The organism is Roseibium sp. QJM3NY_11 (genome assembly GCF_056173175.1).
The window spans coordinates 2,198,495-2,223,929 of record NZ_CM149660.1 but is presented as its reverse complement, the minus strand read 5'-3'; the positions used below and the strand labels follow the sequence as shown (position 1 = coordinate 2,223,929).

The following is a 25,435-nucleotide window of genomic DNA, read 5'->3' as shown; positions in this document are numbered from 1 at the left end:
AAAATTGCTGCACTACGCGTGCTCATTCAAGGAGTGACCCAAAAAGATCACTTTAAATTCAACAAGGTGGCTAATCGTCTTGATCAATCGGCGTATGTTCTTGTCAGCAACGGCCCTGTGGGCCGGTGTGCTCTCCAGCAGGGCGATTCCGGGCTATGCCGCCGGCGACGACGCCGCGCCCGCACCATCAGCCCTCCCTTCCGCTGAAAGCCCGGATTTCGACTTCGAAACCCTTGTCCTCCGGATGAAGGAAAAGGCCGGCACGGCTCATGCCCAGGTGACACCCGACCTGCCGGAACTGCTGTCCGGGCTTGCCTACGATCAGCACCGCGCGATCCGGTTTTCGCCCGACCGCGCGGTCTGGAAGGACAGCGACGGCAGCTACCGGCTCCATGCCTTCCATCCGGGCTGGCTCTACAATGAAACGGTGGACCTATACGAAATCGTCGATGGCAAGGCCCGGCCGCTTGCGTTCACCGGCGCGGATTTCGACTATGGCGCGCCCCTCGATGCGGACAGGTTCCGGGGTCTCACCCTGCCGGGCATTGCCGGTTTCCGGCTTCATCATCCGCTCAACACACCGGAGTTTTTCGACGAGCTGATCGTGTTCCTCGGCGCAAGTTATTTTCGCGCGCTCGGCAAGGGCAATGTCTACGGCCTGTCCGCGCGTGGTCTTGCCGTCGACACCGCAGTCGGTGGACCGGAGGAGTTTCCGCGCTTCACGCGATTTTACCTGGAACGGCCCGCCAAAGGCGCGCGTGAAATGCGCCTTTACGCGGAGCTCGACAGCGAGAGCGTCACCGGGGCCTATCAGTTCACCATAAAGCCGGGCATCAACACCGTGGTGGAAGTGGACGCACGTATTTTCCTGCGCAGCGATGTGGAGCGGCTGGGCATCGCGCCCCTGACCTCCATGTTCCTGTTCGGAGAAAACGACCGGCTCGGGTTCGACGACTACCGGCCGGAGGTCCACGACAATGACGGCCTGATGATCCTGCGCGGCGACGGCCAGCGCCTCTGGCGCCCGCTGCGCAATCCCGACAGCCTCGCGCTGTCCTTCTTCAGGGAGGAGAGTCCCGCCGGGTTCGGCCTGTTGCAGCGGGACCGCGGCTTCGATCACTATCAGGACACCGAAGCCAAATACCAGCGTCGTCCCTCGCTCTGGATCGAGCCCGTCAACGACTGGGGCAGCGGCCAGGTGATGCTTGCCGAAATTCCGGCCGACAAGGAAATTCACGACAACATCGTCGCCTTCTGGGTTCCCGAAGCTGATGCAGTGGCCGGTTCGGAACACCGTTTTGCCTACCGCATGATCTGGGGCCAGGACCCGGAACCGGGCACCGAACTGGCGCGGGTGATTGCGACCGGCACCGGTCACGGCGGCGCGGCGGCGTCAGATCCCGACCCCGACCTCAGGAAATTCGTGGTCGAATTCGCAGGGGACACGATGTCCGGGCTCGGAGCGGATGATCCCGTCGAACCCCGCCTGTCCGTCCGCAACGGCTCCGTCAGGCACAAGCACATTCAGCGCCTCGAAGGCGGCACCTGGCGGGCGATACTCGACATTGAGCGCGAAACCCCGGATCGCTCCGTCGAGATGATTCTCGCGCTGCAACTGGATGGCTCCGACATCACGGAAACCTGGCTGTATCAATGGAGTGGCAACTCATGACGATGCACATGAACTCTTCCGGCAATACCGGACTGCCCGGCCCTCACCGGGCGGGATGCGTTTTCGAGGAAATCCGCTCGGTCCTGAACAGGCCCGACCTGTCCGACGCGGTCATTCTGGAAACCCTGGCCGAAGCACGAACCGATCAGGGCGGCATCTTGAGCCCGCAGGACCTGGTCGCCGGTCTCGGCGATGCGGCGCAGCGGGCCGGCCTGATCCGCACCCTGCTGGTGCCACCCCCGGCGCACGGCCTCGACATGCCATTGCATGACCTGAACCCGCCGGCAAGTATCCGGCTGACACCGCTTCTGCGCAGGTGGCGGCGCCTCCTGCCGGCCGCCCGGCCCCGGTTGAAACGGGCCGCTATCATCGCAAGGAGCCGCTGACATGGCGCCGGACGCGCCCGCCGCCTCACCAGCCATTGGCCGGCGGCTGGCCATGCTTGTGGTGGCCAGCGCTTTCACCGCCGCGGCGTCCTACATGTTCGCAACGGTCGTCCAGGCCGACGGGTTCGACTGGCTCGACGTCATCCGGATCGCCCTGATGGCGGTTGCCGCCTTCTGGCTCGCCTGGGGCGGATGCATCGCCCTGTTCGGCATCCTGTTCCGGTTGGATCCGCCGCCGCGCGCCGCCACCTGCCCCGAAGGGCGCACGGCGATCCTGATGCCGATCTACAACGAGGCGACGGCTCCGGTCTTCGCCCGGCTGGAAGCGATCATGCGCTCGGTCGGCGCCCTGGCTGCCCGCGACCGTTTCGACTTCTTCGTCCTTTCCGACACGACACGGTCCGACGTCGCGCAAGACGAGCTGCGCGCCCATGAAAGGCTTGTAGCCAGGTTACGCGCGGGCGGGCATCTGTTTTACAGGCGGCGGCAACAGAACACCGGACGCAAGGCCGGCAACATCGCGGACTTCCTGCAAACGTCGGGAGGCGCCTATGACTATATGCTCGTTCTGGACGCCGACAGCCTGATGGACGGCGACACCATCCTGGAAATGGTGCGGCGCATGGAGGCGGATCCGCGCCTCGGACTGCTGCAATCCCTGCCGCGGATCATCGGCCTCAACACCCTGTTCGGCCGGCTGCTTCAGTTCGCCACCGGTCTCTACGGTCCCTATTTCGCGCGCGGGCTTGCCGCGCTCCAGGGCGACGAGGGCACGTTCTGGGGTCACAACGCCCTCATCCGCACTCAGGCCTTCGCATCGACCTGCGGCATGGCGCCCCTCACCGGTGCGCCGCCTTTCGGCGGCCACATCCTCAGCCACGACACGGTCGAGGCCGCTCTTCTGGCGCGCGACGGCTGGAAGGTGCGTCTCGATCCGGACCTGACCGGGTCCTATGAGGAAGCGCCTGCCAACATGGTCGATTACGCCAAACGCGACCGGCGCTGGTGCCAGGGCAACCTGCAGCACAGCCGTATCCTGGCGGCGCCGCGGTTCCGTTTCTGGAGCCGGATCTCGATCCTCCAGGGCATTTTCGCCTATCTCGCCTCGCCGATCTGGTTCCTGTTCCTGGCCGCCAGCCTTGCGGCCCCGCTCGTCGCCGCGCAACCGGTCTATTTCGACGGCCGCTCGCTTTTCCCGGTGTTTCCATATCCGCAGACGGTGACGGCGCTGGCGCTGTTGTTCGGCCTGGTTGCCCTGCTGATCCTGCCGAAACTGCTGCTGGTCGTCCGCGCGCTTGCCGGCGGCAAGGCCGGCGATTTCGGCGGCGCTCCGCGGCTCGTCGCCAGTTTCTTCCTGGAGATCCTGCTGACCTCGATCCTCGCGCCGATCCTGATGATGTTTCACTGCCGGTCGGTGGCCCAGGTGCTGACCGGTGCCGACAGCGGCTGGCCCACCGCCGACCGGGACGACGGCTCCCTGCCCTTTGGCGCAGCGCTCTCGGCCACATGGTGGATGAGCGTCACGGGGGCCGCGGCGGCGCTGTTTTCCAGCGCCCACGTGCCGGAGCTGTTCTACTGGTTGATGCCCGTGTCCCTGCCCCTATTGGCCGCTCCCCTGCTGGTCTGGCTGACCTCTTCGGTGAAACTGGGCAAGGCAGCCGCGAAGCTGGGGCTGTTCGCTATCCCCGCCGACACGACGCCGGTCGCGATTGCCCAGGGAATGCGGCTGGCACTCCGCCAGCAGGAAACGGACGTCCTCGGCGAAATCGCCGCCTGACGGCCGGCGGCCGCCCGCCAGGTCTCCGCCGCGGGCCTCTCCATCAGTGGACCCGGCCGGTCTCCGCTTCCAGAATGCCGTCCGCATCCAGTCCGGAAATCGGCAGCCTCGTGTCCGTCGGCACGTCGCCAGACAGTTGCAGCGCGAGATAACGGCCGCAGCATACCCGCAGGAAACTGGTGAAATTGCCGAGATCGTGGCCGGCATCGATGCTTTCGTGATGCAGTCGGGTGATCAGTTGCGCGACGTTCATGCCATCGCGCGCGCCGATCTCTTCCAGCACTTTCCAGAAGAAGGCCTCCAGCCGCACGGACGTCACCATGCCGTCGATGCGCAGGGATCTGGTGCTGCTTTCCCAAAGGTTGGGGTCGGCGTCGATGAAGAGTTTGCACATGGCTGTATCCGGTCTGGTGGCGTTGAAGCTTATTGCCTTTCCCGGCCCCTGAAAAGGCCCGCCCGAGGACTGCAAGCAGCCTGGGGCGGGAGCCGTAGCCATCCGGCGCCTTTAGTGGGAAGGCGGCCCGGAAGGTTCGGAAGCAGGTTCTGCTCAGGCCGCGGCTCTGGACGCATCCGCGGACAAGACCGAGTTGAACTGGGACAGCCATGCAGGATGGGCCGGCCAGGCAGGCGCGGTGACCAGATTGCCGTCCGTGACGGCGCTGTCGATGGCAATGTCGGCATAGGTCGCGCCGGCCATTTCCACTTCCGGGCGGCAGGCGGGATAGGCCGAGACGGTCCTGCCCTCGATCACCCTTGCGGCGGTCAGGATCTGCGCGCCATGACAGACGGCGGCAACCGGCTTGCCCGCCTCCATGAAGTGTTTGACGGCGGCCAGAACATCGGCATCGAGCCTCAGATATTCCGGCGCCCGGCCGCCCGGGATCACCAGGGCGTCGTAGGACGTGGCATCGATGTCCGCGAAGCTCGCGTTCAAGGTGAAGTTGTGACCCCGTTTTTCACTGTAGGTCTGGTCGCCCTCGAAATCGTGGATGCAGGTGGCGACGCTCTCGCCGGCCTTCTTGCCCGGGCACACCGCGTCGACCGAATGGCCCATTGCGAGCAGCGTCTGGAACGGCACCATGGTCTCGTAATCTTCGGTGAAATCCCCGGTGATCATAAGGATCTTCTTCGCACTCATGCTTTTTCCTCCCACAGCAAAACAGCGATGGCACAAAGGCTAGCAGTCGAAGGGAGCAAGCGGGTATTAGCAGACTACTACCGTGAAGAATACGTGGTTTGCACGCGTTTGCCCCGCTTCACACCGGCATTGCCGGCCCGTACCAGGTTCGCACCACATACGGTCTGGCGGGGCCGGGCCTCACGAACTGCCGGACCTTGCCTGCATGCGCGCCAGGGCGACGCCCACGATCGTCAGCCAGAGATAGATCAGCGTTTCCAGCAACCGCTGAAACAATCCGGCGAACTCCTGGCTCTGAACGGTGCCGGCCAGCAGCACCGCTCCGCTCAGAACCAGCCCGGCGCCGGCGCTTCGGGGCAGGTTTGCGATGCCCCGCCTGTTGAGGCGGAGCGTGACCAGGAACAAGCCGGCCAGGGCGGCAACATAGGCCAGGAAACCGGCGCTGACATGAATGAGATGCGACCTCGAGGGCTGCTCGGGACGGCACTCGAAATCACACGGATAATAGGCCGCCGTCAAAAGCAGGACCGCGTAGAACCCGACGAGGGCCAGTCCCGCGATCGCCGGGCCATCTCTGCCGACCGCGCGAAAGGCCAGTGCCACGAACAACAGAACCCAGAGTTCGGCCACCGCAAAAACAGCCAGGTTCACGGTGGCACCGTGGACCGTGCCCGTCGCGCCGAGGGCGCTCATGAACCGGGAAAGATGGCTGTAGTCCGGATAGAGACTCCCGGCCACGAGCACGCCGCAGGCAAGCCAGATGAAACTGAGCAAAGGCAACAGGATGAGGGCGTTGGGCCTGATCATCGGCCGGGACCGGCACAGCCAGCGACGACCGATCAGGTCTTGTAGTCCGGCTCCGTGCGGTCCAGCTCCCGCTTCCAGTACTCGAAATGGGCGTAACCCATCCCGACATAGGGCTCCCATTCGGCAGCCGTCTTGGCGGCGAGATTGTCGGACATGACGGCCAGGGGCTGGCCCGAGGCATAGGCTTTCAGCAGGGTTTCGGCGGCGCGTTCGAAGAAATAGAGATGCTCGAAGGCTTCCGGGATGGTCTGCGCGGCGATAGAGACACCGTGATTGCCCATGATCAGCACCGGCTTGTCGCCGAGCGTCACGGCGATGCGGTGGCCCTCCTCCGCCTCGTCGGCCATGCCGCCGAAACCGGGATCGACCGCGACCTTGCCGAAGAACCGCGCCGTGTTGAGATCGATCGGCTTCATCGACGGGTCCTGGAGGGTCGCCAGCACGGTGGCGTTGGGGGGATGGCAATGAAACAGGACCTTTGCGGCCGGATTCATGCGGTGAACCGTGCCGTGAATGCACCAGGCGGAGGGATCCGGCGCATCCGCGCCTGCCATCACCTGATCGTCATGGGCGTCGAGCAGCAACAGGTCGCTGGCCTTCACATCCGAAAAATGCCGCCATTTCGGGTTCATCAGGAAGGTTGCACCGTCGTCGGAAACCGCCGCGCTGAAATGATTGCCGACGGATTCGTGCCAGCCCATCCGGACCGCGATCCGGAACGCCGCCGCGAGATCCTGCCTGAGGGCCTGCTCGGACTGCCGTTCCGGGGCGCCGAACGCGACATCGGTGACAACATTCATTTGAACCGTCCTTCTCCGGCCAGCACCCGGTAGGTGGAGCGCATCTCGCCCCGGTCGATGTAACAGCCCCGCAGATGCCGGTCGCCGCTGGTGGCCGAATAGGCTGCCCTGCCGTGCACGATGCGGTGATTGTCGAAAACGATACACTCACCCGCATTCAGACGGAAGCGCATCATGTATTTTTCATCGCGCATCATGCGTCCGAAACGGCAGAAGGCCGGGTAGAACCGGTTCAGATCCTTTTGCGGCATGTCGAAGATATCCGCATGATGCTGGCTGATCGTGACGCCGGAGATGTTGCCGTATTCATCCAGTTCGATGACATGCTGGCGCGCCCGCATATCGAACGTGTCATGCTCGCAGTAATAAGGCACATCGGTAGAGACCAGCAGCTCGAAGTCTTCCGGGTGCCGTTCACGGAAATCCGCAGCCACCGCCAGCCCGTCGACGAACAGCGAGTTGCCGCCTTCGACCGAATTCGCCCGGCAATGGAGAAACTGGACACCGGGTGCAAGGTCCTCGTCCGGCAGGTCCGTATGCAGCGGCAGCGCCTTGGACGTGAACGCCAGATTGGTCGGCTTGATGTGGGTCTTGACCTCGAAATCCTGTCCGAAATAGCTCGGCCGCACATGACCGATCAGACCGGCGGTGTCTTTCAGCGCATCGTCCGTGTCGGGCAGTCCGGTGAGCAGGGCGATCCCGTCGACGAGCATGGCCCGGCTCCAGTCGCGCACGCAGGCCTGATCGGCGATGAGATCCTGATGGGCAAAACGCGCCATATTCGGATAGTGATCCGCAAGCCAGGGCACACGCGGCAGATTGGCGACATCCGCCCGCTTTTCGCCGTTCGCATAGGCGGCAAGCCGGTCGAGCGGCATCCGGGTGACATGCGCCGATCCGGCCCAGGCGATTTCCAGCTCTCCACCTGAAATCGACGCGGAGACGGCCTTCGGCGCTGTGTCCTCCGCGAAGATGTCGAACACGCGTTCGCGGGTCTCGGGATCGAAGGAGCTGGGACAATTGTCCCGCAGCCAGTAATAATTGAAATAGGCGGTCCAGCCGTCGGTCAACGGCACGTCGAGCCCCTCTTCCTGCAACAGCACGCCTGCGTCACCGGTTCCAAGCATGTTTCTCGTCCTTAACTTAACCGCGCGCACTTCGCCTGTCTTTCTCGAAGGAGTGGCTATAGCGCTTTAATTACAATCACTTTGATCACAAATTGCACTTGCGGAGCGGATTTGAAAAGGCGATAAAAACGCAACTTGACTTAAGCAATTGCTTAACCTGGAACAGCCATGCACCGCCTGCCCCCGCTCCGGCTTCTCAGTGTTTTCGAAACCGTGCAACTGGCCGGCAGCGCCAAGGCGGCGGCAGGCGAACTCAACGTGTCGATGTCGGCGATCAGCCAGGCGCTCAAGCAGCTGGAGGACCATGTCGGGGTAGCACTGATCGATCGCGGCACGCGGCCCGCAAGCCTGACCGAAGCCGGCAGGATTCTTCTGATGGCCGTCACCGAAAACCGCGAACGACTGACCGGCGCTCTCGACGACATCCGCGCCCTCGACGACCCGATGGGCACCACAATCACCCTCGCCTGCACCATCGGTTTCGCCACATACTGGCTGATGCCGCGGCTGGAGGCCTTTTATCTCGATCACCCGGATCTGGCGATCCACGTCCAGACGACGTCCCGGGAAGTCCCTCGCCTCGGTCCGGGCACGGACATCGCCCTGCGCTATGGCGACGGCCATTGGGACGACGGCGATGTGACGCTGCTGTTCCGGGAGCGTGTGGAGCCGGTCTGCGCACCCGCCTACCTCAGCCGCATCGAGGCCGCAGCCGGCAGCCTGGCCGCATCGTTCCTGATCCATGTGGCAACCGACGACCGGCGCTGGATCTCCTGGGCCGACTATCTCGCCCGCACCGACCAGCGCGCCGCAGGATCGGCCAAGGGCCTGCGCTTTTCCAACTACGTCCAGGCCACCCAGTCGGCCCTGTCAGGCCACGGCGTCATGCTCGGCTGGCGCTCGATCACCGGCGACCAGGTGTCCAAAGGCCTGCTCGTCCCCACCGGCCTGCCACCCCTGCAACCCGAAAACGCCTACCACGCGGTCCTGTCACATCGGAGCCGGAAGACGGAAACGGCAGAGGTGGTGCTGAAGTGGCTGAAGGCCGCGGCGGAATGATCAGGTGGGGTCGTCGTCGGGCTGATCTTCCGCGCCGTCCCGGACGTGATCCGGGACCTTTAGGGCGGGGGACATGCGAAAGACCCTGGCTCAAGGCCGGGGCGGCGTGCCGGGATCAGGTAATGCGGGTTTCTGCGGTGCCGCCGGCAGCCGCCTCAGCGCCTGATGACAATGCGCGTATCACTGTGCCCGGTCTGCCGGACCAGATTGAACAGGCGCGCGGCATGTTTGGGGGCGAGGCGGATGCAGCCGTGGGAGGCGGGCCGGCCGAGGTTCTTCAGATCGGTGGTGCCGTGGATGGCGTAGCCGCCGAGAAAGAAGATCGAATGGGGCATCGGCGCCCAGTTGTACTTGCGCGAATGCCAGTCGGCTTCCAGCCGGGTCGGCCGGTAGCTGCCGATGGGCGTGCGGTAGCCCTTGCGCGCGGTCGACACCGGCCATTTGTTGCGCAACCGGCCATCGACATAAAGATAGAGTTTCTGTTCGGAAATATCGATGGTGGCGGTCACCTTCTGGGCCGCGCTCGCACCGGCAAGCGTCAGAGCCAGGAAGGCCGGAACCAGGAACATTCGGATCAGAGGGGCAACAATAGCTTTCCGCAACCTCAACATTACAATCCCACCCGACAACAACGAACACGTGAAACACTCATTCAACCAGAATAATCACGGGCAATTTTCGGGTTCAACATATTTCGACAACGGAATGTCTTGGCTGTTCGGACTCGGGATCTGCATTCAACGGAATGCCTTCCTTTCCCCACCGGAGTTCAACCGGCCGTCAGCAATCCTGCGCAGTGCCAGATGCTCGGCGACGAACGGCGCCAGATCTTGGGCGGGCATCGGCAGCCCGTAATAGAAGCCCTGGAAATGATCGCAGGACAGGTCGTTGAGGGCGTGAACCTGGGCCTCGGTCTCGATCCCCTCGACCGTCACGGTCATGTCCAGCCTGTGGCCGAGTTCGATGATCGTGTTCAGCACATGGCGCGATTTCTCGTCCTTGTCCGTCACGGAGCCGATGAAGGACCGGTCGACCTTGATCTTGTCGAAATGGTATTTCCACAGATAGCCCAGACTTGAATAGCCGGTACCGAAATCGTCCATCGCCAGGGAGACACCCATCGCGCTCAGGGCTTCCAGCTGACCGGTGACATTTTCCTCCTGTTCGATCAGGATATTCTCCGTCACTTCCAGTTCCAGCCGATGCGCCGGCAATCCCGCCGCCTCAAGAGCCTCGCTGACGGTCCCGACAAGTTTGCCATCGCCAAACTGCTTCGCGGACAGGTTCACCGAGACAAACAGCGGCTCCGGCCAGCTCGCCGCGGTTCTGGCTGCCTCCTGAAGAACCCAGACGCCGATCTTGTTGATTTCGCCGGCATCTTCGGCGATGGAAATGAATTCGTCCGGGGCAATGAAATTGCCGTCCGCATCCTTCAGCCGAAGCAAAGCCTCGAAGCCGACGACTTCCAGCGAGGATTGCTGGATCAGCGGCTGGTAATGCACTTCGAACCGGTTCTGCGGGAATCCCGAAAGGATGCATTCCTCCACGAAACGGCGCCTGGTGATTTTCTCTTCCAGGTCCGGCGTGAACAGCACCCAGGTGTTGCGACCGGAGAGTTTCGCCTGGTAAAGGGCGATATCCGCCTTGTGCATCTGCTCCTTGAGACTCAGCTCGTGCTCCAGGTCGAAATGGACCCCGAGGCTCAAATGACCGGTCAGTGCGATGCCGTCTGTCCGCACCGGTACGCTGACGGCCTCCCTGAGGCTTGCGACAAGGGCTTCGATTTCGTCCATCGTCCGGTTGTGTGAAATGAAGACGAACTCGTCCCCCCCGAACCGGGCGCTCAGGTCGCTTTCCCCCAGATGGGAGGAAATCGCGTTGCCCACATGGCGCAGGAACGCATCGCCGGCCTTGTGTCCGAACGTGTCGTTGATCGTCTTGAAGTTGTCCAGATCGATGAAGATGATCGCCGCCTTCTGCAGGTCCAGGCGCCCGGACTGGCACGCTTCCTCCACCTTCTGGAAGAACGTCGCACGATTGTGCAGACCGGTGAGCTGGTCACGCGAGGACAGCAGGCGGACTTTTTCGCCGGTTTTGACCTGTTGCCGCATCTTGATGATATAGGCGAGGAACGGCACACCGAAACTCAGAAGAACGACAAAGCCAAGCGCGGCTGCCAGACTGACAAAGTTGGTCTGGAAGAGCGCGGCGACAGGCGTCTGGTCGAGATAGACCTCGACAACACCGATACACTCGCCGGATTTGGTGAACACCGGCACATAGGCCTCGACATAGAGATCAGGGCGGTTCTGCTTTTCCCGGCCGTCCTGAACGTCGATCAATGGTTTTCCGGTGTCCAGCACAATCTGCGCATGGCCGTTGTGATCGGTTTCGGCTCCCACTTCCAGCGGCACGCCGAGCTCGTCGGAAATCAGAACCATTTGCGCATTGGCATTGAACAGCTTGAAACGGAACACGTCCGCGACCTGGACCGCCGTTCTGATGACGGTCTGCTGATCTGCGGTTGTCTCTCCGGTGGCGATCAGTGCCGGCAGACCGGGCATGCTCTCGGACAGATACATGGCCCAGTTGATGGCCTTGCGTTCCGCATTGGCCTCGATCACGGCATCAACCGTCCGGCCGATCGCCAGTTTTCCGACGGCAAGCATGACCACAATGAAGACGATCAACATTGCAAAATTCAGCAAGCCGCGAACACCGCCGGTTTTATCAAACATGCCTGGTTCTCGCTTCTTCTCCAAATCCATACAATACAGAGATAGACTAATAATTTTATAACTCTGGTATCGTTGATGACCTTGAATTTACTCGCTAAAATTGATTGAAGATCTTTTCACTGTCATTATTTACAATAAATCCCGGAAAAACAGTCAGACCCTCCAGGTCGCAGTCAATCACCGTGCCTGGAACCCGGCGGTCCCCGCAGGCACTACAGCGCCGTTGCCGCGTGCCTTCCGGCTGTCTTCGCCCCCTCGTGCGATTTTCCCATACAACCTCTTGACCTCTTTGACCGCCGGTGCAATAACCACTCCGAACCGTACCGTACGGTTCCCTAAATTCATGCCCTTCCGCCATCAACCGACCTGACCGACCATGACAGCAGCCGCCTTCGACATCGCCACTTCCCACCCGGATGCCGCGCCCGAATTTTCGCCGCGGCAACAGGTGGTCTTGCAGCACGCACTGACACTTCTGGTCGATGGCGGCGAAAAGGCATTGACGACGGCAGGGCTGGCGCGGACCGCAAGCTGCTCCAAGGAGAGCCTGTACAAGTGGTTCGGTGACCGGGACGGATTGCTCGCCGCCGTGGTCGCCTATCAGGCGAGCCAGGTCCAGTTTCCCTCCGAGGCCGGTGCGACCGCCGATGCGGCGACTTTCCGGGCGCATGTGACGGCCTTCGTCGAGGCGCTGCTCGAGGTTCTCTTTTCCGAAACGTCGCTGGCGCTGAACCGGCTCTCCATCGGCCAGTCCAACACCAATTCCAACCGGCTGGGCCAGCTTCTGCTGGTGCGCGGCAAACACATGATTTCAACGCGTGCCCGCGCCATGCTCGACAGCGGCCGCCGGCACGGACTGCTGAGGTTCGACGACTCGAACGATGCCTACCAGGTCCTTTACGGCCTGGCGATCCGCGACGTTCACATCCGACTTCTTCTCGGTGAAGCCGCAGGCGCCGCCGAGAAGGACCTGAATTCCCAGGCCAAAACGGCGGTCGACCGCTTCTACCGGCTGTTCGGGGCCTGACCGGGCAACTGCTCGGACCGGCTCACCGGGGAACACTTCGAAAAACAACGACCGGACAGAAATCCGGCTCTTGAAACAAAGACAGACTGCAGACGGGAGAAAGGAACCCATGCGCGTTTATTACGATCGTGATGCTGATCTCAACCTGATCAAATCCAAGAAAGTCGCCATCATCGGCTACGGCTCCCAGGGCCGCGCCCATGCCATGAACCTCAAGGACTCCGGCGCACGCGACATTGCCGTCGCGCTGCGTGCGGGCTCCACCACCGCGCTGAAGGCCGAAGCCGACGGCTTCAAGGTCATGACCGTGGCGGACGCCGCGGCCTGGGCCGACCTGATGATGATGGCAACCCCGGACGAGCTCCAGGCCGACATCTACAAGGACCATATCGCCGACAACATCCGCGACGGCGCGGCGATCGCCTTCGCCCATGGCCTGAACGTCCATTTCGGCCTGATCGAGGCGAAAGCCTCCGTCAACGTCCTGATGGTCGCACCGAAAGGCCCGGGCCATACCGTGCGCAGCGAATACGAGAAGGGCGGCGGCGTGCCGTGCCTGATCGCCGTTCACCAGGACGCATCGGGCAACGCCCAGGATCTCGGCCTGTCCTACGCCTGCGGCGTCGGCGGCGGACGCTCCGGCATCATCGAAACCACCTTCAAGGAAGAGTGCGAAACCGACCTCTTCGGCGAACAGGCGGTTCTGTGCGGCGGTCTGGTCGAACTGATCCGCGCCGGTTTCGAAACCCTGGTCGAAGCCGGTTACGCGCCGGAAATGGCCTATTTCGAGTGCCTGCACGAAGTCAAGCTGATCGTGGACCTGATCTACGAAGGCGGCATCGCCAACATGAACTACTCCATCTCCAATACCGCGGAATGGGGTGAATATGTCACCGGTCCGCGCATCGTGACCTCCGAGACCAAGGCGGAAATGAAGCGCGTCCTGACCGACATCCAGACCGGCAAGTTCACGTCCGACTGGATGCAGGAATACCGGGCCGGCGCCGCCAAGTTCAAGGCAACCCGCCGTCTCAACGACGCCCACCAGATCGAGGAAGTCGGCGAGAAGCTGCGCGGCATGATGCCGTGGATCAAGTCCAACGCGCTGGTCGACAAGACCAAGAACTGATCGATCCGATCCGAACGAAAAAAGAGCCCCGCTGGCGACAGCGGGGCTTTTACGTCTGACAAACTCAATTTCGTCATTCCGGCCGGTCTGCAGCGCAGCTGCATGGCCAGAGCCGGAAACCAGCGTTTACTTCGCGCCGCAGGCGCGTCCTTACCCGTGATTTCAGAGGTTTGACTTGCTCTGGTGCTCGCTTTCGCTCGCGCTGATACGCCAGGTTCCGGATCAGCGCGCAGCGCCGCTGCACTTGTCCGGAATGACCAACTGAGAGCCTGTCAACAAGCTGAGCCCCGCTTGCGACAGCAGGGCTTATATCCTGGAAGGCCTCCGTCTTACGAATAGCTCTCGATCAGCCGCGTGACTTCCCGGTCCCGGGCCGCTTCGCTTTTCCCGCCCATGACCACGACGATGAGTTGCCGGCCGCCGCGGTTGGCGGTCGCGACCAGATTGTAGCCGGACATGCGGATATAGCCCGTCTTCAGGCCGTCGACGCCCGCGACCGTGCCGATGAGGTTGTTGGTGGCCCGGAACGAACGGCCGTTGTAGGAAAACGACTTGGCCCTGTAGTAGCTGCCATATTGCGGAAACCGCCGCTTCAGTGCGAGGCCGAGCCTGGCCATGTCCCGGGCCGTCGTCACCTGGCCCGGATCCGGCAGACCCGTGGCGTTGACGAAGCGTGTTCGGGTCAGGCCAAGCGCCCGTGCCTGCTGCGTCATCTGCCGGGCGAAGGCCGTTTCGCTCCCGGCCAGGTTCTCGGCTATCACAACGGCAACATCGTTGGCCGACTTGACCGCGAGCGCCCGCGCGGCCTGCTCCACCGTGATGGTCGACCCCGCCTTGAGCCCGATCTTGGCCGGCGGCCGGGACGCGGCCCGAGCCGACACCGTGAGCGGCGAGGACAGGGAATAACGTCCGTCCGACACGGCCTCGAACAGGAGATACAGCGTCATCATCTTGCTGAGCGAAGCTGGAAAGCGCGCACCATCCGCATCGACCGCATAAAGCTCCTCGCCGCTCGCCGCATTGACAACAAGGGCAGAGAACCCGCGCTCAACGGCGGTTGCCGGTGCATGGCTGACCACCGGAAGCGGTGTGCTCTCGATCGCCCCGGCGGCACCGGGACCGGAAGGAGCCGTGGACGGCACCGTCTGGCAGGCGGCCAGCAATCCGGCAACAACAAAGACAGCGGTGCGTTTCAGCAAGAAAGTCCAGCGCATTCCAAACCCATCCATCAACGGCCGGCGCTCAAGGCTTCAGGCGGTAACCGGTCCTGAATATCCAGTGCACGATGGCCAGCGACCCTGCAAGAAAGATCAAGGTCGCCAGCAGCGACAGCCACAGGCTGACATCCGCCTGACCATAGAAACTCCAGCGGAAACCGGAGATCAGGTAGACGACCGGATTGACCAGGGTGATCTTCTGCCAGATTTCCGGCAGCATGTTGATGGAATAGAAGCTGCCGCCCAGGAAAGCCAGCGGCGTGACGATCAGAAGCGGCACAAATTGAAGTTTCTCGAAATTGTCCGCCCAGATACCGATGATAAAGCCGAGCAGGGCGAAGGTGACCGCGGTCAGCAGGAAAAACGCCGCCATCCAGAACGGGTGCTGGATTTCAAGCGGCACGAAGAAATTCGCCGTGATCAGGATGATCAGGCCGACGAGGATCGATTTGGTCGCCGCCGCGCCGACATAGGCGACGGTGATTTCGAGGAACGACACCGGAGCGGACAGGATCTCGAAGATGGTGCCGGTGAAGCGCGGAAAATAAATTCCGAAAGCAGCATTCGAAAGGCTCTGGGTCATCAGCGACAGCATGATCAGGCCGGGCACGATGAATGCACCGTAACTGACGCCGTCAACTTCCGATATGCGTGAGCCGATCGCAGCGCCGAACACCACGAAATAGAGCACGGTGGAGATCACCGGTGAAATGATGCTCTGCATGATGGTGCGCTGCGTGCGCGCCATCTCCGCCACGTAGATTGATTTGACCGCTTCGAAATTCATGTGCCCGCGTACCCCGCATCCAGGATCAGTTCCATCCGGGGCAAAGTGCGTCCCGGGATCGAGCCGGACGGTGCCCGGCCTGTGGTTTGAAAGCCCATGCGGGCATAAAACGGTTCGGCGAAGGGATCCGCATCCAGGCCGATCCGGGTCAGTTGAAGCTCACGTGCCCGCTGCAGCAACACGTCGAACAGGCCCTGCCCCACACGCTTGCCCTGCCACTGCGGATCGACAAAACAGGTCTCGAGTTCACCCGAGACGCGGTCCGCGCCGGTCGACAGGCGGATGCATCCGACCGGTTTCCCGTCCGGCCCTTCCGCCAGCCAGAAGTCGTCGTCCTCGATCCAGCTGTTGCGTACCCGCAATTCGTCGGCGCATCGGGCCATGAAGGCATCGTCATAACCATTGGACTGCTTGGACCGCATGCACAGGTCGCTCAGCGCGTCCCTGTCCGCCGGTTCCGCCTTGCGGATGGTGAATTGGCTCGTCATCGGCCCCTCATCCCTGCTTGACAAGGTCGACGAAGATGTCCTCGAGCGTGGACTGGTCCGTCTGCAGATCCTGGAAGCGCACCCCGGAAGCAGCAAGGTCGGTCAGCAGCGCCGTGATACCTGTCCGTTCGGCCTGACTGTCATAGGTGTAGACCAGACTGGAACCGCTGTCCTCGAGCCGCAGACCGTAGCTCGCCAGATTGTCCGGGACGGCTTCCAGAGGTTCGTTCAAGCTGAGGGTCAGAAGCTTGCGGCCAAGCTTGCGCATCAGTTCGGCCTTGTTCTCGACTAGGACGATCTCGCCATTGTTGATCACGCCGACCCGGTCGGCCATTTCCTCTGCTTCCTCGATATAATGCGTCGTCAGGATGATCGTGACACCCTTGTCGCGAAGGTCTCCGACGATACGCCACATGTCGTGCCTGAGTTCAACGTCGACCCCTGCCGTCGGCTCGTCCAGGAACAGGATCTTCGGCTCATGCGCCAGCGCCTTGGCGACCAGAAGCCGCCGCTTCATGCCGCCGGACAGCGCCATGATCGCGTTGTCGCGCTTGTCCCAGAGGGTCAGGTCCTTCAGAATCCTGTCGACCAGATCGCGGTCGGGCCGCAGGCCGAACAGGCCGCGGCTGAAGGCCACCGTGTCGCCGACCAGTTCGAACGGGGCCGTCGGCATTTCCTGGGGCACCAGGCCGATCAGCTGACGCGCCTTCCGGTAGTCCTTCAGGGCGTCATGGCCACCGACATGAATGGTGCCCGAGGTCGGCTGCACCAGCCCGCAAATCGTGCTGATCAGGGTCGTCTTGCCGGCACCATTCGGTCCGAGCAACGCGAACACCTCGCCTTCGGCGATGTCCAGGGACACCGATTTGAGCGCCTGGAAACCACCGTCATAGGTCTTTTCCAGGTCGCGTACGGACAGTATCGGAGCCATCAGTTTCAACCGGTTTGAATGTGGGATTTGACCAGATGGCCAACAGGCGAGCACACTTGCATGTGGGCAGGGCCGCCGCAAGATGCAAGGCCGTGCGGATCGGCCTGGAGCGGTCGCCGGCCGACTGCACCGCTCAGCCATTGTTTCGGCTCATGAAACACTGCGTTTGGCCGAACCGGTCTGGGTTTCACGGGCCCCGCCGCTATAGTGTTCTGTGTAACAACGCCCAAAGCAGGAACCCGTCATGTCCATCCGCCCCGTCACGCATATCGGCACCACGCAACCGACCATGGAAGGCGCGGGCGTCAAGCTGGAACGCGTGTTCGGTTTCCAGGATCCGGAGATGCTGGACCCGTTTCTCCTGCTCGACGACTTCCGCAATGAGCGTCCCGAAGACTATCTGAAGGGCTTTCCCTGGCATCCGCACCGGGGCATCGAGACGATCACCTATGTGCTTGCCGGCACGGTCGAACACGGCGACAGCCTGGGCAACACCGGAAACCTGGGCGCGGGCGACGTGCAATGGATGACCGCGGGCCGCGGCATCATGCACCAGGAAATGCCCAAGGGCGACGCAACCGGCCGCATGCACGGTTTCCAGCTCTGGGCCAACCTGCCGTCCTCCCTCAAGATGAGCGAACCGCGCTACCAGGACGTCACGGCCCCGGACATTCCCGTGGTCGTCGACGACGACGGCAGCTCGGCCAGGGTCATCTGCGGCGAATTCTGGGGCAAACGCGGCCCCGTCGACGGCATCGCCGCCGACCCGCAATATCTCGACATCCATGTCCCGGCGGGAACAAAAAAGCGCTTCAAGGTGGACACCTACAAGCAGACCTTTGCCTATATCTTCGAAGGCTCAGGCACCTTCGAGGGCGCTTCCGACCCGTTCGGCGTGCTGACGGAGAAAGAGTTCGGCAGCGAGGAGCTGAAATTCCGCGACCGGACAGGCAACCGCTCCCTGGTCATCTTCGGCTCCGGCGACGAGATCGTGGTCCAGGCAGGCGCGCAGGGCATCCGTTTCCTGCTGGTCTCCGGCGCCCCGATCCGTGAGCCGGTTGCCTGGCACGGCCCGATCGTGATGAACACCCGCCAGGAACTGATGCAGGCCGTCAGCGAACTGCAGAATGGCACGTTCATCAGATAGGCCGACGTTGACATTGGACATTCCCGGTGCTTTCGGGCGGGACGACCGGTTGGCGGAAGCTCCGGGCAGGCGCATGTGTTTCCGCTTGCCTTTGAACCTTCACAATGACCGGTTATGCCTGCGCATCGCCCACCAAGCCGGACTGCCCATGCCCCTGAAACTCCGCCCTGCCACAATCGCCGATGCCCCCGCACTCACAGACATTCTCCGTTCCGCAAAGACCACCCGGGGCTTTGTGGAAGACCAGATGGCGGAATGCCGGAATTCCCGGAACATAACCGAAGCGACGATCCGGTCTCTTAATGTGACCGTGGCCGAGCAGGACGGTAAACCGGTTGCCTTTTCCGGCCTGAGCCAGCAAGGCGCGGACACCCTGCGCATCGACTTTCTGGTCGTCGCACCCGAGACCCGGCGCCTTGGCATAGGAAACCTGCTCCTGACGCGCGCAGAGGATGATGCCAGAAACCGGGGTCTGCTACGCCTCTTTCTGGAGACCGGCCCGCAGGCGGATCCATTTTATGAGACCCGGGGGTTTCGAACCATTGCCACAAGGCGAAGCGAATTGTCACCGGACACCGACATTTCGCTGATGGAAAAGCGGTTATCGCAAGGTGTGCACAAGGTCCGGGCCCTGGATATCGGTGTGTCGTCTACTCCATGGGCTTTCGAGATGGACAATGAACAGGAAATCCTGAGCCATTTCGAGGATGCCAAAAAACGCATCGCCCTCCTGTGGAACGGACGCACCTTGAAGCTGACAGGGTTCCGCTTCGAGGACGGTGTCTTCAGCGGGAGCTGTTGTGAAAGTTCATTCGCCGCCCATCTTGCCTGGCGCGACTGGGGAGCTCCAGACACGTCTGCCTTCAATCTCTTTGGGTCCGCGATCCTGAGATCCGGTGACGGAGCACTTCTCTATGGTGTCATGTCCGCGCGCACAGCCACCGGCGGTCTGATCTATCCGCCGGGCGGAAATCTGGATCTCACCGATCTCACCCCGGATGGCAAGGTCGATGCGGTTGGGGCAATCTATCGTGAACTGGAAGAAGAAACCGGTCTCACCGGCAAGGACGTTCGACCGCGCGAACTCCTGATTGCTTTCGACGGCCCGCGCATTTCAATTGCACAACTGTTCGACATAGACGGAAAAGCGGAGAACCTGCGGGAGCGTATCCTACGCTTTTCCGAAGCGAGCGAAGAGCAGGAACTGGCCGATATCCGTATCATCCGCCACCGGAAAGACCTCGAAGACCCCTCGATAGTGCCTTTTGCCCGCGCCATCGGCGATTATCTGCTTCCGCACCCAAACATCCCCGGTGAACCGGTCCTGGGGACGCAGGCGGCGTGATCCGCTTCGGAATGCGTGGTCCCTGCGGCAAGCTTTTGTTCACCATGATAGACCGATAGGCACTGGCAGGACTTGCCCAGACATGCAAAAGTCCGCTCACCTCAGGAACCGTTGCCGGATCAATTGCCAGGGAGAACGTAAATATGGGCCGTCGCTACGCGATACTGGATGTCTTCACCAACACCAGCCTCGCCGGGAATCCCCTGGCCGTGGTTCTGGACTCCGAAGGCCTGAGCGACGAGCAGATGCTGAAGATCGCCGGAGAGTTCAATCTTTCCGAAACGGTCTTTGTCTTTCCTCCCGACAAACCCGGCCAGTCCGCCAGCATGCGCATTTTCACGCCGAAACTGGAATTGCCCTTTGCAGGGCATCCGACAGTGGGAACAGCCATACTGATTGCCATGGAACGCTTCGGCGATGTGTCCGGCGAACAGGACTCCGTGGTCGTTCTGAAGCAGGCAATCGGTCCCGTTCGCTGCGCGGTGATCCTGCGTGAAAACGCGGCTGCCTTCGCCGAATTCGATGTGCCGAGCCTGCCGGAGCCGGCCGGCCCCACGCACAATACCGAGTTGATCGCAGCCGCCCTCAACCTGGAGCCCACCGATATCGGCTTCGAGAACCATGCCCCGTCGCGCTTCCGGGTCGGCCCGCCCTTCACATTTGTGCCGGTGCGCGATCTCGATGCGCTGGCCCGGGCCAAGCCAGTGCCGTCCATGTGGAAGGCCGGGTTCGGCAAGAATGGCAACAACGACAACACCGGCGATCACAACGACGCCTATGTCTATTGCCGCGAGACCCGTTCCCACGACAGCGCATTCCATGCACGCCTGTTTGCGCCCGAGATGGGCATTCCGGAAGATCCGGCCACCGGATCGGCTGCCGCCGCGTTCGCGGGCGTGGTCGACTATTACGACGACCTGCCCAATGGCACGCATCATATCCGGATCGAACAGGGCTTTGAAATGGGCCGCCCTTCCCTGATCGATCTGGAAATCGATATCGAGGGCGGCGCGATGCATGCCGTCCGCATCGGTGGCCAGGCCACCCTTGTCGCGCGTGGAGAACTGTTCCTCTGACCCTGTTGCCGGCGGCCCGGATGCGGGCCGCCGGCAAGGTCGCGTTCCGCCCGACTATTCCGCCGCTTCGGCGAGGGCCCGTGGTGCCGTGGCGCTCCACGACGGCACGTCTTCCAGACGCAGATACCACGCCTTGATGTTCGGATAATCGTCCAGAGGAACCTGCGATCCCGGATGCATCGCCAGTGCCGAGTGCGAGCCGACGGCGAAATCCGCCACCGTCAGCCTGTCCCCGAGAACAAAGTCTCGGCTCTCCAGGTGGCTTTCCAGGACGGCCGCAAACCGGTGGTAGTTTTCCAGGGCGGCATCGATCTTTTCCTGGTCGGGCGCGCCCAGGCCAAAACCCGCCTTGGCCACCGTTTCCCAGACGATTTCACCCAGCGCCTTGTTGTAGTGAAGGACCTCCCAGAACATCCAGCGCAGAACCTCGATCCGCCCGATCCGGTCCGTCGGACAGAATTCCCCGGCCCCCTGTCGCTCACCCAGATAGATCATGATGGGATTGGATTCCCAGAGTTTCAGATCGCCATCGACCAGGACTGGAACTTTCTGGTTGGGGTTGAGAGCGCGAAACTCCTCGGTCCGGTGTTCTCCCTTCATCAGGTCGAATTTGCGGATCCGGGTTTCCCCTTCAAGTTCCAGATGACCAATGGCCGCCAGAACACGGCGGCTGTTGGGGGACACGTCGGTCACATAAAGCTGCATCATCATTCTCTCTCCTGCTTGACACTTGCGCGGCATTGCCGCGGGCCGGTCGGTCAATGATCGAAAGCCGGCCATTTACTCAACCTTCTGGTTGACTATAATGAAAGCAGATGTTAGTCAACCAAAAGGTTCACTTTATGACAGCGACGGACATGCCCCAACTCGACCAGACCTTTTCCGCCCTCAGCGACGGCACCCGCCGCGCCATCGTTGCCCGGCTGGCCGAGGGAGAAACATCCCTGTCCGATCTGGCAGAACCGTTCGACATGTCCCTGACCGCGGTGTCCAAGCACCTTCGGGTCCTGTCCGATGCGGGTCTGGTCGACATCGAAAAACGCGGCCGCACTCGCCATTGCCGCCTGCGCGGCGCTCCGATCAAGGAGGCCGTCGACTGGCTCGGAAAATACGAAGCGTTCTGGATCGATCGCTTCGACGCCCTCGCCCGACATCTCGCCAATGAGGATCGTGACAAATGACCGTTCAACAACCTGCCCGTGAATTTCTGAAATCGTCCCCCGGACTGGAGCCGATCATCGTGGAGGGCCTGTTCCGCGCCTCCCCTGCCCGGGTCTTCCGGGCCTTCACCGAGCCGGAAGAGGTCCGCTGCTGGTTCGTGCCCAAGGGCGGCAACCTCGTTTCGGCGGAAATCGACCTGAAGGTTGGCGGCCGCTGGCGCTTCGTCATCGAAAGGACCGCGGAAAAGCAGATCCATTTCGAGGGCGAGTACCTGGCGATCGATGCCCCCAACCGGCTGGAATTCAGCTGGCGGCACGTCCAGGAATTCGCCAACGGCGAAAGGGACGCGACCGACAGCTCGAAGGTCATCGTCACATTCCTGGAAGCCGGCAAGGCAACGGAAGTGAAGCTGCGCCACGAAGCCATCAAGTCCGAGGATGCGCGCCGCGGTGTCGGCGGCGGCTGGAACGGCTGCTTCGGCCGCCTGGCGGACTTTGTCGCGGCGTGAGGCGCTGAGCGAAACGCACAACCGGTTGGCTTAGCAGTCGACAAAACTTTGGTTCAACACGCTGAAATGCGAGTGGGCCCCGGATCTGCGCTGCGCTGGTCCGGGGTGACACCCGGGTTCAAACCAGGCAGGGAGAAAACCATGACCACCCCGAAAATCGTCAGCCGCGAGGACTGGCTGGAAGCACGCAAGGCATTTCTGAAAAGGGAAAAGGCCTTTACCAGGGAGCGCGACGCACTTTCCGCCGCGCGCCGGGATCTGCCCATGGTGATCGTCGAGAAGGACTATGTCTTCGACACGCCGGAAGGCAGCAAAACGCTTGCGGACCTGTTCGGCCCGCACCCGCAACTGCTGATCTATCATTTCATGTTCGGCGAAACCTGGCAGGAAGGCTGTCCGAGCTGTTCCTTCTGGGCGGATAACTTCGACCGGCTCGACGCGCATCTGGCCGCACGCGACACGGCTTTCGTCGCGGTCTCGAATGCTTCACTTGAGAAGCTCGAAAACTACAAGAAACGCCTGAACTGGAGCTTCAACTGGGTTTCGACCGCCCAGAACGGTCATGGCAACGGCTTTGGCGCCGATTTCGGCGTGACGTTTCCGGACAGGAAGGATCCCACGGGGCTCGGCTACAATTACACCGGCCGTGTCTTCGGTGAGGAAATGCCGGGCGTCAGCGCCTTCCTGAAGCAGCCTGACGGCCGTATCGCCCACTCCTATTCCACCTATGGCCGCGGCATCGACGGCCTGAACATGGCCTACAACTTCCTCGATCTCACCGCGATGGGCCGTCACGAGGGCGATCTGCCTCAACCGATGGCCTGGGTGCACCGGCGGGACATGTATGGGGCGGAAGGGTAAGACCCCGGCCGAAGGCCTCGGCTTGCTGAAACTCGCGACAGCAGCTTCCACAGCGCGCTCCGGCCAACAGCCGGAGCGCATGTCGCAGCACCGGAAATCACAGGCGGCACGCCCTGTCTGCGGGATCTGCCTGGCCAGACAAAAGCCGGTTGCATCGTTTTCCATCCTGACTTAAAAACAAGAACCGTTAACCGCCGGGTCACGCTTTTGCGTCACGCTCGACGGATTGCCGAAATGCAGACAATCGATCTGAAGACGACCAAAGGCCCAAGACAGACCCATGATCGCGCCCCGCGACATCTCCGGTTTTTCTTACGACGCGCGAACCGAGCGCGGCGGCCTCATCCTACTTGGCGATCTCCTCCTTCTTAGATGCCCCTGAGCGTCGGCTGATCCGCGTTTTTGTTGCGGAACGGGCACTTGGGGGAGAGTTTTTCAAAAAAACCGCATCACGAACACCGGATCGCACCGCCCGCGCCAACACCGTTTACGGGACAGATCCAAGCCAGGACAAAACACCATGACCGCCACTTCCCAGAAGGACCAGATCCGGATCTTCGACACCACCTTGCGCGACGGCGAACAGTCGCCCGGCGCGTCGATGACGCTGGAAGAAAAGCTGCAGATCGCCGAAATCCTCGACGAGATGGGCGTCGACATCATCGAGGCCGGCTTCCCGATCGCGTCCAATGGCGACTTTGAAGCCGTCAGCGAGATCTCCAAACGCTCCACAAACTCCGTGATCGCCGGGCTGGCACGCGCCATCCACGCCGATATCGATCGCTGCGGCGACGCCGTGAAACATGCCGGCAAGGGCCGCATCCACACCTTTGTCTCGACCTCGCCGATCCATCTGAAGTTCCAGATGAACAAGACGGAAGAACAGGTTCTGGACATCATCACCGACACGGTGACCCGGTCGCGCAACCTGATCGACGACGTCGAATGGTCGGCGATGGACGCCACGCGCACCCCGATCGACTATCTGTGCCGCTGCGTGGAGGCGGCCATCAAGTGCGGCGCAACCACCATCAACCTGCCCGACACGGTCGGCTATGCCACGCCCGACGAATACAAGGCCATGTTCGAGCAGATCCGCGAGCGGGTGCCGGACAGCGACAAGGCGATCTTCTCCGTCCACTGTCATGACGACCTGGGGCTCGCGGTGGCCAATTCCCTGGCCGGAGTGGCCGGCGGCGCCCGTCAGATCGAGTGCACCATCAACGGCCTCGGCGAGCGCGCGGGCAATGCCGCTCTGGAGGAGATCGTCATGGCGGTGCGAACCCGAGGCGACGCGCTGCCCTTCGAGACCCGGATCGATCCGAAATTCCTGGTGCGCGCGTCCAAGATGGTCGCCGGCGCGTCCGGCTTCGCGGTCCAGTACAACAAGGCCATCGTCGGCAAGAATGCCTTCGCCCACGAGAGCGGCATTCACCAGGACGGCATGCTGAAGAATGCGGAGACCTACGAAATCATGCGCCCGGAAGATGTCGGCGTGAAAGCCACATCGCTGGTCATGGGCAAGCATTCCGGACGCCATGCCTTCCGCGACAAGCTGAAGGAGCTGGGCTTCGATCTGGGCGACAATGCCCTGCAGGATGCCTTCCGCCGCTTCAAGGACCTCGCCGACCGCAAGAAGCATGTCTATGACGAGGACATCGAGGCTCTGGTCGAAGATGAAATCAGCGTCCTGGGCGAAAGCACCAAGGTGATCGCGCTGACGGTCATTGCGGGCACCGGCGGGCCGCAGAAGGCAATCCTGACCATGGATGTCAATGGCCAGCACATCACCAAGGAAGCCACCGGCGACGGTCCGGTCGACGCCACTTTCAACGCGATCAAGTCGATCGTGCCGCATGAGGCGACCCTGTCGCTTTATCAGGTTCATGCGGTGACCGAAGGCACGGACGCGCAAGCGGAAGTCTCCGTGCGCCTGGAAGCCGGCGGCCGGATCGCCACCGGCAAGGGCGCCGACACCGACACGCTGGTCGCCTCGGCCCGCGCCTATGTCTCGGCCATGAACAAGCTGGCCCTGCGCCAGCAGACCGGCAACCCGGGCGCCTTGCAGGCGGTCTAACAGCCGAACCGCAGACCGTCATCTGAAAGGGCCGCGCAAGCGGCCCTCAAACGGCTGACAAACCCCTGGCGTCATTCCGGCCGGTCTGCAGCGCAGCTGCATGGCCAGAGCCGGAAACCAGCGCATACTTCGCGCTGCAGGCGCGTCTTTGCTTCTTGTTTCAGATGTTTGACTTGC

Annotated in this window: 25 protein-coding genes; 13 read left to right on the top strand and 12 right to left on the bottom strand. The window is 62.2% G+C overall.

Going from position 1 to position 25,435, the window contains the following annotated elements; genetic code table 11:
- Positions 1–94: 94 nt before the first annotated feature.
- Genes AC0VX3_RS10185 through mdoH form a run of 3 tightly spaced genes read left to right on the top strand, consistent with a single transcriptional unit; the run spans position 95 to position 3,835 of the window.
- The gene (locus tag AC0VX3_RS10185) at positions 95–1,672 is read left to right on the top strand and encodes an OpgD/OpgG family glucan biosynthesis protein (RefSeq protein WP_475524611.1); all 1,578 of its coding nucleotides are present in this window, start codon (positions 95–97) and stop codon (positions 1,670–1,672) included.
- On the top strand, positions 1,669–2,058 hold the full coding sequence (locus tag AC0VX3_RS10180) for a hypothetical protein (protein ID WP_475524610.1): 390 nt from the start codon (positions 1,669–1,671) through the stop codon (positions 2,056–2,058). Before AC0VX3_RS10185 ends, AC0VX3_RS10180 begins: the two co-directional genes overlap by 4 nt.
- A gap of 1 nt (position 2,059) precedes the next feature.
- Positions 2,060–3,835, top strand: a complete 1,776-nt coding sequence (gene mdoH / locus AC0VX3_RS10175; RefSeq protein ID WP_475524609.1) for a glucans biosynthesis glucosyltransferase MdoH — start codon at positions 2,060–2,062, stop codon at positions 3,833–3,835.
- Positions 3,836–3,878: 43 nt separating this feature from the next.
- Here the strand turns inward: mdoH and AC0VX3_RS10170 are convergent, their stop codons facing one another.
- The 5 genes from AC0VX3_RS10170 to AC0VX3_RS10150 form a co-directional block, all read right to left on the bottom strand.
- Positions 3,879–4,229: a ribbon-helix-helix domain-containing protein gene (locus tag AC0VX3_RS10170; RefSeq protein WP_342891966.1), complete on the bottom strand. Its 351-nt coding sequence runs from the start codon at positions 4,227–4,229 to the stop codon at positions 3,879–3,881.
- A gap of 153 nt (positions 4,230–4,382) precedes the next feature.
- On the bottom strand, positions 4,383–4,973 hold the full coding sequence (locus AC0VX3_RS10165; RefSeq protein WP_475524608.1) for a DJ-1/PfpI family protein: 591 nt from the start codon (positions 4,971–4,973) through the stop codon (positions 4,383–4,385).
- Between the two features lie 180 nt (positions 4,974–5,153).
- The gene (locus tag AC0VX3_RS10160; protein WP_475524607.1) at positions 5,154–5,780 is read right to left on the bottom strand and encodes a DUF998 domain-containing protein; all 627 of its coding nucleotides are present in this window, start codon (positions 5,778–5,780) and stop codon (positions 5,154–5,156) included.
- Positions 5,781–5,812: 32 nt separating this feature from the next.
- Positions 5,813–6,580, bottom strand: coding sequence for a class II aldolase/adducin family protein (locus tag AC0VX3_RS10155; RefSeq protein WP_475524606.1), 768 nt, complete (start codon positions 6,578–6,580; stop codon positions 5,813–5,815).
- Positions 6,577–7,707, bottom strand: coding sequence for a TauD/TfdA family dioxygenase (locus AC0VX3_RS10150; RefSeq protein WP_475524605.1), 1,131 nt, complete (start codon positions 7,705–7,707; stop codon positions 6,577–6,579). The genes AC0VX3_RS10155 and AC0VX3_RS10150 overlap by 4 nt, the downstream gene beginning before the upstream one ends.
- A gap of 168 nt (positions 7,708–7,875) precedes the next feature.
- Between AC0VX3_RS10150 and AC0VX3_RS10145 the strand changes: the two genes are divergently transcribed.
- The gene (locus tag AC0VX3_RS10145) at positions 7,876–8,766 is read left to right on the top strand and encodes a LysR substrate-binding domain-containing protein (protein WP_475524604.1); all 891 of its coding nucleotides are present in this window, start codon (positions 7,876–7,878) and stop codon (positions 8,764–8,766) included.
- A 155-nt stretch (positions 8,767–8,921) separates the two neighbouring features.
- Here AC0VX3_RS10145 and AC0VX3_RS10140 read toward each other — a convergent pair whose 3' ends face one another.
- Both AC0VX3_RS10140 and AC0VX3_RS10135 read right to left on the bottom strand, forming a co-directional pair.
- Positions 8,922–9,335: a L,D-transpeptidase gene (locus AC0VX3_RS10140; RefSeq protein WP_475524603.1), complete on the bottom strand. Its 414-nt coding sequence runs from the start codon at positions 9,333–9,335 to the stop codon at positions 8,922–8,924.
- 168 nt (positions 9,336–9,503) lie between these two features.
- Positions 9,504–11,504, bottom strand: a complete 2,001-nt coding sequence (locus AC0VX3_RS10135; RefSeq protein ID WP_475524602.1) for a putative bifunctional diguanylate cyclase/phosphodiesterase — start codon at positions 11,502–11,504, stop codon at positions 9,504–9,506.
- 376 nt (positions 11,505–11,880) lie between these two features.
- Between AC0VX3_RS10135 and AC0VX3_RS10130 the strand changes: the two genes are divergently transcribed.
- Positions 11,881–12,531: a TetR/AcrR family transcriptional regulator gene (locus tag AC0VX3_RS10130; protein ID WP_475524601.1), complete on the top strand. Its 651-nt coding sequence runs from the start codon at positions 11,881–11,883 to the stop codon at positions 12,529–12,531.
- A 109-nt stretch (positions 12,532–12,640) separates the two neighbouring features.
- Positions 12,641–13,660 carry a ketol-acid reductoisomerase gene (gene ilvC / locus AC0VX3_RS10125; RefSeq protein WP_475524600.1) on the top strand — a complete coding sequence of 340 codons (1,020 nt, stop codon included), beginning with the start codon at positions 12,641–12,643 and terminating at the stop codon, positions 13,658–13,660.
- A 329-nt stretch (positions 13,661–13,989) separates the two neighbouring features.
- Here ilvC and AC0VX3_RS10120 read toward each other — a convergent pair whose 3' ends face one another.
- The 4 genes from AC0VX3_RS10120 to AC0VX3_RS10105 are packed head-to-tail and all read right to left on the bottom strand — an operon-like array spanning position 13,990 to position 17,083.
- Positions 13,990–14,874 (bottom strand): D-alanyl-D-alanine carboxypeptidase family protein, encoded by an 885-nt coding sequence (locus tag AC0VX3_RS10120; protein WP_475524599.1) that lies wholly within the window; start codon positions 14,872–14,874, stop codon positions 13,990–13,992.
- A gap of 28 nt (positions 14,875–14,902) precedes the next feature.
- Entirely contained in the window at positions 14,903–15,664 is a 762-nt protein-coding gene (locus AC0VX3_RS10115) for an ABC transporter permease (protein ID WP_342891954.1), read from the bottom strand.
- Entirely contained in the window at positions 15,661–16,152 is a 492-nt protein-coding gene (locus AC0VX3_RS10110; protein ID WP_475524598.1) for a GNAT family N-acetyltransferase, read from the bottom strand. Before AC0VX3_RS10110 ends, AC0VX3_RS10115 begins: the two co-directional genes overlap by 4 nt.
- 7 nt (positions 16,153–16,159) lie before the next feature.
- Entirely contained in the window at positions 16,160–17,083 is a 924-nt protein-coding gene (locus AC0VX3_RS10105; protein ID WP_342891952.1) for an ABC transporter ATP-binding protein, read from the bottom strand.
- Between the two features lie 244 nt (positions 17,084–17,327).
- Between AC0VX3_RS10105 and AC0VX3_RS10100 the strand changes: the two genes are divergently transcribed.
- The 3 genes from AC0VX3_RS10100 (at position 17,328) to AC0VX3_RS10090 (ending at position 20,651) form a co-directional block, all read left to right on the top strand.
- Positions 17,328–18,230, top strand: coding sequence for a pirin family protein (locus AC0VX3_RS10100; RefSeq protein WP_475524597.1), 903 nt, complete (start codon positions 17,328–17,330; stop codon positions 18,228–18,230).
- 148 nt (positions 18,231–18,378) lie between these two features.
- Complete coding sequence (locus tag AC0VX3_RS10095; RefSeq protein WP_475524596.1) at positions 18,379–19,575, top strand: GNAT family N-acetyltransferase; 1,197 nt, start codon at positions 18,379–18,381, stop codon at positions 19,573–19,575.
- A 143-nt stretch (positions 19,576–19,718) separates the two neighbouring features.
- Entirely contained in the window at positions 19,719–20,651 is a 933-nt protein-coding gene (locus AC0VX3_RS10090; RefSeq protein ID WP_348149537.1) for a PhzF family phenazine biosynthesis protein, read from the top strand.
- Positions 20,652–20,705: 54 nt separating this feature from the next.
- Here AC0VX3_RS10090 and AC0VX3_RS10085 read toward each other — a convergent pair whose 3' ends face one another.
- The gene (locus AC0VX3_RS10085; RefSeq protein ID WP_475524595.1) at positions 20,706–21,362 is read right to left on the bottom strand and encodes a glutathione S-transferase family protein; all 657 of its coding nucleotides are present in this window, start codon (positions 21,360–21,362) and stop codon (positions 20,706–20,708) included.
- Positions 21,363–21,508: 146 nt separating this feature from the next.
- Between AC0VX3_RS10085 and AC0VX3_RS10080 the strand changes: the two genes are divergently transcribed.
- The 4 genes from AC0VX3_RS10080 (at position 21,509) to AC0VX3_RS10065 (ending at position 25,258) form a co-directional block, all read left to right on the top strand.
- Positions 21,509–21,832 (top strand): ArsR/SmtB family transcription factor, encoded by a 324-nt coding sequence (locus AC0VX3_RS10080; RefSeq protein WP_475525162.1) that lies wholly within the window; start codon positions 21,509–21,511, stop codon positions 21,830–21,832.
- Positions 21,829–22,320: an SRPBCC family protein gene (locus AC0VX3_RS10075; protein ID WP_475524594.1), complete on the top strand. Its 492-nt coding sequence runs from the start codon at positions 21,829–21,831 to the stop codon at positions 22,318–22,320. The genes AC0VX3_RS10080 and AC0VX3_RS10075 overlap by 4 nt, the downstream gene beginning before the upstream one ends.
- 141 nt (positions 22,321–22,461) lie before the next feature.
- Positions 22,462–23,181, top strand: coding sequence for a DUF899 domain-containing protein (locus AC0VX3_RS10070; RefSeq protein ID WP_475524593.1), 720 nt, complete (start codon positions 22,462–22,464; stop codon positions 23,179–23,181).
- A 520-nt stretch (positions 23,182–23,701) separates the two neighbouring features.
- Complete coding sequence (locus AC0VX3_RS10065) at positions 23,702–25,258, top strand: 2-isopropylmalate synthase (RefSeq protein ID WP_475524592.1); 1,557 nt, start codon at positions 23,702–23,704, stop codon at positions 25,256–25,258.
- Positions 25,259–25,435: the final 177 nt, after the last annotated feature.